The organism is Cellulomonas sp. P4_B5_2 (assembly GCF_056402235.1).
Genome location: NZ_JBFUHU010000166.1, coordinates 1 through 8,319 on the forward strand (window position 1 = coordinate 1; position 8,319 = coordinate 8,319).

Consider the following 8,319-nt stretch of genomic DNA (forward strand, 5'->3'; position numbering starts at 1 on the left):
CGCGGCCCTCGCCGCCGCGGCCGAGCCCGACCGCCTGCTGCTCGATCTCGCCGAGCGCCTCTGGAAGCACGGGCTGCTGGTCGAGGCCGACCACGGCATCCCCGGCGGCGACCGGATCCCGCTGGTGGTCGGCCACCCGGACCTGCCGGGCGAGATGCTGGTCGCCGTCCTCACCGACGACGCCGAGTACACCGCCGAGCGCAGCGTCCGTGTCCGCGACCGACTCACCGCCGACCGCCTCGAGCGCGTGGGCTGGAGCGTCATCCGCGTCTGGTCCGCGGCCGCGTTCATGGACCCGCAGGCCGAGGTGGACCGCATCCGCCGGGCCGTGCACGCGCGCGTCCCCGCCCCGGCCGCGCCGCGCAGCGCACCGCTCCAGCTGGGGCTGCTCGACGAGGCAGACGACGCCGAGGAGCTGCCGACGCCCGAGTCCTCTGCTGCTCGGGCGGCAGCGCGGGCATCCGCCCACCCGGACGAGCCGCGTCCTGCGACGGGCGTGTGGTCCACGGTCCAGGTCATCGAGGCCGCCGACGCGGAGCCTGCCGCTCCCGCTGCGCCTGCTGGGCCTGCTGACAGCGGAGCCGGGACCGTCTCCGAGGTCGCCGACGAGCCAGGTGAGGACTCGCAACCGCCCAGCCGTGCCCGCCAGCTCGCGCTCGCGGTGCCCACACGTCAGCGGCCCGACGTGCGACGCGGTCTGCCGATCGGCGCCTACAGCGACGACCAGCTGGACGAGCTGGTGACGTGGTTGCAGTCCGACGAGCAGGAGCGGACGCGTGAGCAGCTCGCCGCGGCCCTCCGGGACGAGCTGGGCATCACGCGCCGGTCGTACCGGATCGACACCGCGGTGCGCAGCGCGATCACCCGGGCGATGCGCTGACCGACCGGGGTGGGATCATCGGGGCGTGACCGCGTCCGAGAATCCTGCACGTCGCCCACGCCGGGCGGTCCGTCACGCCGGCACGGTCGGCGGCGACGACGCGAACCTCGTGTCCACCCACCCCGCGCCCTCTGACGAGCCGCCCGCCCCGGCACGTCCGCCGGCACCTGCGCCCGAGCCGGTGGTCGCGCGGCGGAGCGTCGACGACTCTGACGTCGGCTGGGGCGACCGCGAGACCGGCTCGAACGACGACCGGCTGAGCCAGGACAAGCCACCGCACTGGTAGCGCGCGCGTGTCGGACCCGTGCGGGAGGATCGCCGAGCCGACCAGATGCACCCACGAAGGAGAAGTCGATGGCCGAGGTCCTGCTGTTCCACCACGCCCAGGGTCTGACGCCCGGCGTCCAGGAGTTCGCGGAGACGCTGCGTGCCGCCGGGCACACCGTGCACGTCCCGGACCTGTTCGACGGCCACGTGTTCGACGACCTCGAGGCGGGGCTCGCGTACGCCGGCGAGGTCGGGTTCGGCACCGTGATGGGCCGCGGCCAGCAGACGGTGGACACGCTGCCCGCCGAGCTGGTCTACGCGGGGTTCTCCCTCGGGGTGCTGCCCGCGCAGATGCTGGCCCAGACGCGCCCCGGAGCTCGGGGGGCGTTGTTCTACCACTCGTGCGTGCCGACGGCGGAGTTCGACAGCCCGTGGCCGGCGGGTGTTCCGGTGCAGATCCACGGGATGGACGCCGACCCGTTCTTCGCGGGCGAGGGGGACATCGACGCGGCTCGCGCGCTGGTGAAGGAGACCGACCAGGCCGAGCTCTTCGTCTATCCCGGCGACCAGCACCTCTTCGCGGACAGCAGCCTGTCCTCGTACGACCCCGCGGCGGCGCAGCTGCTCACCGAGCGCACCCTCGCGTTCCTCGCCGCGCTCCGGTAGGAACGCGCACGCCCCGGGTGATGCTCACCCGGGGCGTTCGCGACGGTCAGCTCAGGCGGTCGGCGGGATCGACGGCGGCGGCGTGGTCGGACGCGTTGCTGCGCCGGTGCCCGCGTCGTTGACGATCGCCGGGGTGAGGTTGCGGGCCAGCAGGTCGCGGATCTCCTGCAGGACCAGGATGTCCTCGGCCGGCGCCTCGGGCTCGGCCTCCTCGCCACGCTTGCGACGTGCGGCCAGGGCGTTCATCGGCACGACGATGAAGAAGTACACGGCGGCGGCCGTGAACAGGAACAGGATGAGCGCCTGCAGGATCAGTCCGAACGAGAAGACCGCGTTGTTGATCTCGAAGGTCCAGACCGCGCTCAGGTCCGTCTGGCCGAGGATGGCCGCGATCAGCGGCCCGATGAACCCGGCCACCAGCGCCGCGACCACCTGGCCGAACGCGGCACCGATCACGACGCCGACGGCCAGCTCGATCGCGTTACCGCGCGAGATGAAGTCCTTGAATCCTTGGAGCATCGTCACGGTTCCCTTCGGTCGGTGGCCGCCTTCTGCAGCCACTGAGGAGAGTCGTCAGTGGGGGTTCTGTCGTGCTCCGTCGGCGGCACGCGCCCGGAGTGCACGATCATGGCACGACGACCGCGGACAGCAAGGCGGAAGCGGCCGCTCCCGCGAGAGCGGGTGCCTCGGTCGGGGAGACGGCGAGCAGGACCGGGACGGAGGCGTCGCCGGAGCCGCCCAGACCCAGCGCACCGCCGGGGCCGTCCTGGCGGGCGACCGGCAGGACGAGCGCCCTCGTCGCCACCACCCCGCCCGGGCCGCCCTCGGGAGTTGCTGCGAGCACGTCCACCCGGACGCCGGGCGACAGGAGCCCCGCGACCGCAGGGTCGGCGAACCTGACCGTCGCCACCACGGTGCCGGGCGGTCCGCGCACCTCGTCGTCGGCCAGCAGACCGGAGAGCACGGGGACACCGACCGCGAGCGGGACGGCGGCGGCGGAGCCGACCACGTCCGCAGGGTCCGCAACCGCTCCGTCGGGGGCGACGGACCGGGGGAACCGGCTGACGCGGACGTCGGCGCTGGTCAGCGTGGTCCCGGCCGGGATCTCTCGCGCCGCGACGACCACCGCGGACGTCGGTGGGTCCGGCGGGCGCAGTGACTGCGCCGTGCAGGCGGCGGCGACGCCCAGGAGAGCCGCGGCGACCGCGAACCGGGCTCGCCACAGGGCGGACCGCAACGTCACCTGCCACGGGCGGCGACGGTGGGGGAGCGGCGGCGGGCGACCGGCGAGCAGGTGGGGGTGCATGACGGCCGACGGTAGAGCGGCCGCGGGCGCGGAAGGCTCAGCACGGCGACGGTGTGGAGAGCGCCAGCGAGCCCGGGGCTGCGGGCGGCTCGACAGACGAGATCGGCGCCCCCACCCGCAGGTGACGGCGCCGAGGCTCAGGAGGAGTCGGTCAGGCGGAGGCGGCGGGCTTCGCTGCCGGCGCGGGCGTCGAGGACGTCGAGGAGTCCGACGACGAGGACGACGCCGCCGCGGCGGGGCTCGGCGTGCTCGCGGCCGGGCTCAGGGCCGACGACTTCGCACCGGCGCGCGCGTCGTTGCGGTAGAAGCCGGAGCCCTTGAACACGACACCGACCGAGGAGAACACCTTGCGCAGGCGTCCGTCGCACTCGGGGCAGACGCTCAGCGAGTCGTCGCTGAACGACTGCACCGTCTCGAAGGCATGACCGCATGCCGTGCAGGCGTAGGCGTAGGTGGGCACTGAAGTTCTCCTGGCAGCTCATCGAGCGGGTCTGACGGTCTGGCACTCGCGTCGTCCGAGTGCCAATCGTAACCGCTGCGCCGCTCGGGACATTCCGACCGTCCGCGCCGGGCGCCACGCCAGCCGGACCGGTGGCGGCGAAGTACCCTCCGAAGCGTGTCTCGTCGTCGCCTCCTCCGTGTCTCCCTGGTCACCGTCGCCGCGGTGGTCGTCGTCGCGCTCGTCGCCGTCATGGTGACCGCCGTGATCGTGGTGCGGCGCCCGCTCCCGGAGGTCTCCGGCGAGAAGGAGCTCACGGGCCTCGACGCGGACGTCACGGTGACCCGCGACGACCGCGGCGTCCCGACGATCACGGCGACGACCTCGCGGGACCTCTTCCGCGCCCAGGGCTACGTCGCCGCGCAGGACCGCTTCTTCGAGATGGACTACCGCCGGCACGTGACCTCCGGCCGGCTGTCGGAGCTGGTGGGGGAGAACGAGGACGCGCTCGCGGCCGACAAGGTGATCCGGACCTTCGGCTGGCGCCGCGTGGCCCAGCAGGAGTGGGACCTCCTCCAGCCCGCCACGCGTGACGCCCTGCAGGCCTACGCCGACGGGGTCAACGACTACCTCGCCGACCGCGACCCCGGCGCTGTTGCCGTCGAGTACAGCGTCCTCGGCCTGCAGGTGGACGTCCCGGCGCCGGAGGAGTGGGACCCGATCGACTCGCTCGCGTGGCTCAAGGCGATGGCCTGGGACCTGCGGGGCAACTACGACGCCGAGCTGGAGCGCGCGGCCTCGTACTCGACCATCGGTGACGTGGCCCGCGTCGACGAGCTCTTCCCCACCTACCCGCAGGACCTCAACCTGCCGATCCTCACCGCAGCGGACCTGCCCGTCACCGCGGTGGAGCAGGCGGCGTCCAGGACCACCACGCTCGACCTCGACAGCGCGGACCTCCAGGACGCGATGGCGTCGGCGTCCGCGGCGCTCGCGGCGGTGCCGCACCTCATGGGCGACGGCGAGGGCGTGGGCTCGAACTCGTGGGTGGTCTCGGGCGCCCTCACCGAGTCGGGCAAGCCCCTGCTGGCCAACGACCCGCACCTCGGCATCTCGGCGCCGGGCATCTGGGAGCAGATCGGCCTGCGGTGCGACGACGTCTCCGCCGCGTGCCCGTACGACGTCTCCGGGTTCGCGTTCGCCGGCATGCCGGGCGTGGTCATCGGGCACAACGCCTCGCTCGCGTGGGGTCTGACCAACCTGGGCGCCGACGTCACCGACTTCGTCCTCGAGCGGGTCGACGAGGACACGACCCGGCTCGACGGCGCGTCGGCACCGATCGCGGAGCGCACCGAGGTCATCAAGGTCAACGGCGGCGAGGACGTGCGGCTGACCGTGCGGGAGTCCGTGCACGGCCCGCTGGTGTCCGACGTGCTGGACCTCGTGGGCGTCGGCACCGCCCCCGTGCCCGAGGGTGCTCCCGGCCGGACCTTCGAGGTCGCGCTCGCGTGGACCGCCCTGCAGCCGGGCCGGACCATGGACGCCGTGCTGGCGATCAACGTCGCGCGGTCCGCCGCCGACATCCAGGCGGCCGCCGCGCTGTTCGACGTGCCCTCGCAGAACATCGTCTTCGCGACGACGGACGGCCACATCGGCTACCAGGCACCCGGGCGGATCCCCGTCCGCGCGAACGTCTCCGACGGCCCGGTCCCGTCCGACGGCACGTGGCCGCGGCCGGGCTGGGACAGCCGGTACGACTGGCAGGGCTTCGTCGACGCGGCCGCCATGCCGCGCGCGCTCGACCCGGTCGAGGGGTTCATCGTGACGGCCAACCAGGCGGTCACCCCCGCCGGTGTGGGCCCGTTCCTCACGGACGACTGGGACTACGGCTACCGCGCGCAGCGGATCCGCACCCTGCTCACGGCGGCGACCACCGACGACAAGGTCGACGTGGCGGACATGGGCAGGATCCAGAGTGACGAGCACAGCCCGTTCGCGGACGTGCTGGTCCCGGTCCTGCTCACCCTCGACATCGACGACTCGTTCTACGACGACGGCCAGGAGCTGCTCCGCACGTGGGACCGGGTGCAGTCGTCCGACTCGGCCGCGGCGGCCTACTTCGCGGCCGTGTGGGTCGACGTGCTCTCGTCCGCGTTCGCAGACGACCTGCCGGACGGCTACGGCCCGAACGGGGGGTCGCGCTGGCTGGAGGTGGTCCGGCGCCTGCTCGAGGAGCCGGCGTCACCGTGGTGGGACGACAAGACGACGGCAGGTGTCGTCGAGGGCCGCGACGAGGTGCTGACCCGCGCGATGGTCGAGGCGCGTCGTCAGCTCACCGCGCAGCTGGGCCGCGACGCGTCCGACTGGCGGTGGGGCCTGGTGCACACCGCAGCGCCGGAGCACCCGGTGCTGGGTGGTGCGTCACTGCCCGGCGCGATCCGCAACCTGGTCAACCCCGACCCGGTCGCGGTGGGCGGCGGGTCCTCGATCGTGAACGCCACCGCCTGGGACGCCAGCTCCGAGTCGTTCGGGGTGACCGCCGCGCCGTCCATGCGCATGGTCGTCGACCTCGGAGACCTCGACGCCTCGACGTGGGTGACCTTCACCGGCACCTCGGGGCACCCGGCGAGCGTGCACTACGCCGACCAGCTGGGCCCGTGGTCCCGCGGGGAGACGTTCCCGTGGCCGTTCACCCAGGTCRCCACCGAGGCGGACGCCCGGGACAGGCTGACGCTCACTCCGTGATGCGGTGCCACTCCTCGGGCGTCGCCACGGCGTCGACCAGCCGGTCGTGCCGCTCGCGGGGCAGCGGGCGCGTGTCGGCGTCGTAGAGCTCCTCGGGGAAGACGAGGGCGATGACGGGGGCACCGGGCCGGATGTGCTCCRGCGCCCGGTCGTACCAGCCGCCACCCTGACCGAGCCGCGCGCCGGTGGTGTCGACGGCCAGCGCCGGGGCGATGACGACGTCGGCCTCCGCCAGCGCCGCCGCACCGAGGGTGGGGCCGCCCGGCTCCGGGGGACGGCCGGGGGCGCGCTCGCGCAGGTCGTCGGCACCGGAGTACTCGGCCCAGTCGCGCTGCAGGCCGCTGCCCAGCACGGGCATGAGCAGGCGGACGCCGCGGGCCGCCAGGGCCTCGAGGAGGGGACCGGTGCCGGGCTCGGTGGCCCGCGCGGCGTAGACGGAGACGCAGGAGGCGTCGGCGACGGCGGGGATGGTGAGGACCACGTCGGCGAGCTGCTGGGCGGCTGCCTCGCGGAGGCGCACGGAGCGGATCTTGCGGGCATTGCGGATGGCTACGCGGAGCCGCTCCTTGACGTCCTCGACCTCGTCTCCCTCGGACACGCGCGGATACGGCTGGGCGACGCTGCTCATGGGACCAGTGTCGCAAACCCGGAGGCCGCCCACGACCGACCGGGGTATGACTTGTCTCCTCGTCCAGGTGGTGACGGACGCCACTGCGCACCGCCCGCACCCGCGGCTATCGTCCGGACATGACCATCCACAAGGCAGTCATCCCCGCCGCGGGCCTCGGGACCAGGTTCCTGCCCGCCACGAAGTCGACTCCCAAGGAGATGCTCCCGGTCGTCGACAAGCCGGCCATCCAGTACGTCGTCGAGGAGGCCGTACGGGCCGGGCTCGACGACGTCCTGCTCATCACGGGCCGCTCCAAGCGCACCCTCGCCGACCACTTCGACGCCGTGCCCGAGCTCGAGGCGGCGCTGGAGGCGAAGGGTGACCTCGAACGGCTCGCCAAGGTCCGCGAGTCCACCGACCTCGGCCACGTGCACTTCGTCCGCCAGGGCCAGCCGAAGGGCCTCGGCCACGCCGTGCTCCAGGCCAAGCACCACGTCGGGCACGAGCCGTTCGCCGTCCTGCTCGGTGACGACCTGATCGACGAGCGCGACGAGCTGCTGAGCACCATGCTCGCGCTGCAGGAGCGCACGGGCGGGTCGGTCATCGCCCTCCTCGAGGTGCCCCCGGCGCAGATCTCGATGTACGGGTGCGCCGCCGTCGAGGCGTTCGACGGCGCGGCGGACGTGGACCAGGTGAAGATCACCGGGCTCGTCGAGAAGCCCCCCGCGGACGAGGCGCCCAGCAACCTCGCCATCATCGGGCGCTACGTCCTGCACCCCGCGGTGTTCGAGGTGCTCGAGAGCACCGCCCCCGGCCGCGGCGGCGAGATCCAGCTGACCGACGCGCTGGCCACGCTGGCGGGCCTGCCGGCGAGCGAGGGCGGCGGCGTCTACGGCGTCGTGTTCCGCGGACGGCGCTACGACACCGGCGACCGGCTCGACTACCTCAAGGCCGTCGTCCAGATCGCGGTCGACCGCCCCGATCTGGGCCCCGACTTCCGCACGTGGTTGGGCGAGTTCGCGCAGACCCTCACCGACTGACCCCCCGGGCGGGGCAGAATGCGCGCATGAGATCGGTCCAGGATCACCTCGCGGCCGTGCTGGCCGCCGTCGGACCGGTCGCACCGCTCGACGTCGTGCTGCGCGACGCTGTCGGCTGCATCCTCGCGGCCGACGTCACGGCGACGCACGACCTGCCCGCCCTCGCGGTGGCGGCGCGCGACGGGTACGCCGTGGCCGCGCACGAGACGGCCGGCGCGGGGTACGCCAGCGCGCAGGCGCTCCCCGTCGCGCACGACGTCCGCCCGGGTTCCGGCGGCCCGCTGCGGCTGGTGCCCGGCACCGCGGTCCGCATCGCGTCCGGCGCGCCGCTGCCGCTGGGTGCCGACGCCGTCGTGCCCCTGGAGG

8 protein-coding genes and 2 pseudogenes are annotated in these 8,319 nt (G+C 73.8%); 6 read left to right on the forward strand and 4 right to left on the reverse strand.

The window, feature by feature from the left end:
* The 3 genes and pseudogenes from AC1DUQ_RS12920 to AC1DUQ_RS12930 all read left to right on the forward strand — a co-directional run.
* Positions 1-880 (forward strand): annotated as a pseudogene (locus tag AC1DUQ_RS12920) (hypothetical protein); the annotation flags it as partial.
* 25 nt (positions 881-905) lie between these two features.
* On the forward strand, positions 906-1,166 hold the full coding sequence (locus AC1DUQ_RS12925) for a hypothetical protein (protein WP_477060145.1): 261 nt from the start codon (positions 906-908) through the stop codon (positions 1,164-1,166).
* Between the two features lie 68 nt (positions 1,167-1,234).
* Positions 1,235-1,813 carry a dienelactone hydrolase family protein gene (locus tag AC1DUQ_RS12930; protein ID WP_477060146.1) on the forward strand — a complete coding sequence of 193 codons (579 nt, stop codon included), beginning with the start codon at positions 1,235-1,237 and terminating at the stop codon, positions 1,811-1,813.
* Positions 1,814-1,864: 51 nt separating this feature from the next.
* On the opposite strand, the gene mscL is transcribed toward AC1DUQ_RS12930, so the two are convergent.
* From mscL to AC1DUQ_RS12945, 3 genes are all read right to left on the reverse strand, one after another.
* A complete protein-coding gene (gene mscL, locus AC1DUQ_RS12935) occupies positions 1,865-2,332 on the reverse strand; it encodes a large conductance mechanosensitive channel protein MscL (protein WP_477060147.1) in 468 nt (155 codons plus the stop codon).
* Positions 2,333-2,438: 106 nt separating this feature from the next.
* Positions 2,439-3,119 (reverse strand): Flp pilus assembly protein CpaB, encoded by a 681-nt coding sequence (gene cpaB / locus AC1DUQ_RS12940; RefSeq protein WP_477060148.1) that lies wholly within the window; start codon positions 3,117-3,119, stop codon positions 2,439-2,441.
* 151 nt (positions 3,120-3,270) lie between these two features.
* Positions 3,271-3,579, reverse strand: a complete 309-nt coding sequence (locus AC1DUQ_RS12945; protein WP_477060149.1) for an FmdB family zinc ribbon protein — start codon at positions 3,577-3,579, stop codon at positions 3,271-3,273.
* A gap of 156 nt (positions 3,580-3,735) precedes the next feature.
* On the opposite strand from AC1DUQ_RS12945, the gene AC1DUQ_RS12950 reads away from it, so the two are divergent.
* Positions 3,736-6,303: a penicillin acylase family protein gene (locus tag AC1DUQ_RS12950; RefSeq protein WP_477073913.1), complete on the forward strand. Its 2,568-nt coding sequence runs from the start codon at positions 3,736-3,738 to the stop codon at positions 6,301-6,303.
* Here the strand turns inward: AC1DUQ_RS12950 and AC1DUQ_RS12955 are convergent.
* Positions 6,293-6,931, reverse strand: a complete 639-nt coding sequence (locus AC1DUQ_RS12955; RefSeq protein WP_477073914.1) for a 5-formyltetrahydrofolate cyclo-ligase — start codon at positions 6,929-6,931, stop codon at positions 6,293-6,295. The genes AC1DUQ_RS12950 and AC1DUQ_RS12955 overlap by 11 nt on opposite strands.
* Positions 6,932-7,050: 119 nt before the next feature.
* Between AC1DUQ_RS12955 and galU the strand changes: the two genes are divergently transcribed.
* Together galU and AC1DUQ_RS12965 are read left to right on the forward strand one after the other, a co-directional pair.
* The gene (gene galU, locus AC1DUQ_RS12960) at positions 7,051-7,953 is read left to right on the forward strand and encodes a UTP--glucose-1-phosphate uridylyltransferase GalU (RefSeq protein ID WP_477073915.1); all 903 of its coding nucleotides are present in this window, start codon (positions 7,051-7,053) and stop codon (positions 7,951-7,953) included.
* Positions 7,954-7,979: 26 nt separating this feature from the next.
* Positions 7,980-8,319, forward strand: a pseudogene (locus tag AC1DUQ_RS12965) (molybdopterin molybdotransferase MoeA); the annotation flags it as partial.

What these genes read in the sequence shown, in the direction of transcription:
- AC1DUQ_RS12930 (WP_477060146.1), top strand. Translation starts at nt 1,235, where the DNA reads ATGGCCGAGGTCCTGCTGTTCCACCACGCCCAGGGTCTGACGCCCGGC.
- mscL (WP_477060147.1), bottom strand. Translation starts at nt 2,332, where the DNA reads ATGCTCCAAGGATTCAAGGACTTCATCTCGCGCGGTAACGCGATCGAG.
- cpaB (WP_477060148.1), bottom strand. Translation starts at nt 3,119, where the DNA reads ATGCACCCCCACCTGCTCGCCGGTCGCCCGCCGCCGCTCCCCCACCGT.
- galU (WP_477073915.1), top strand. Translation starts at nt 7,051, where the DNA reads ATGACCATCCACAAGGCAGTCATCCCCGCCGCGGGCCTCGGGACCAGG.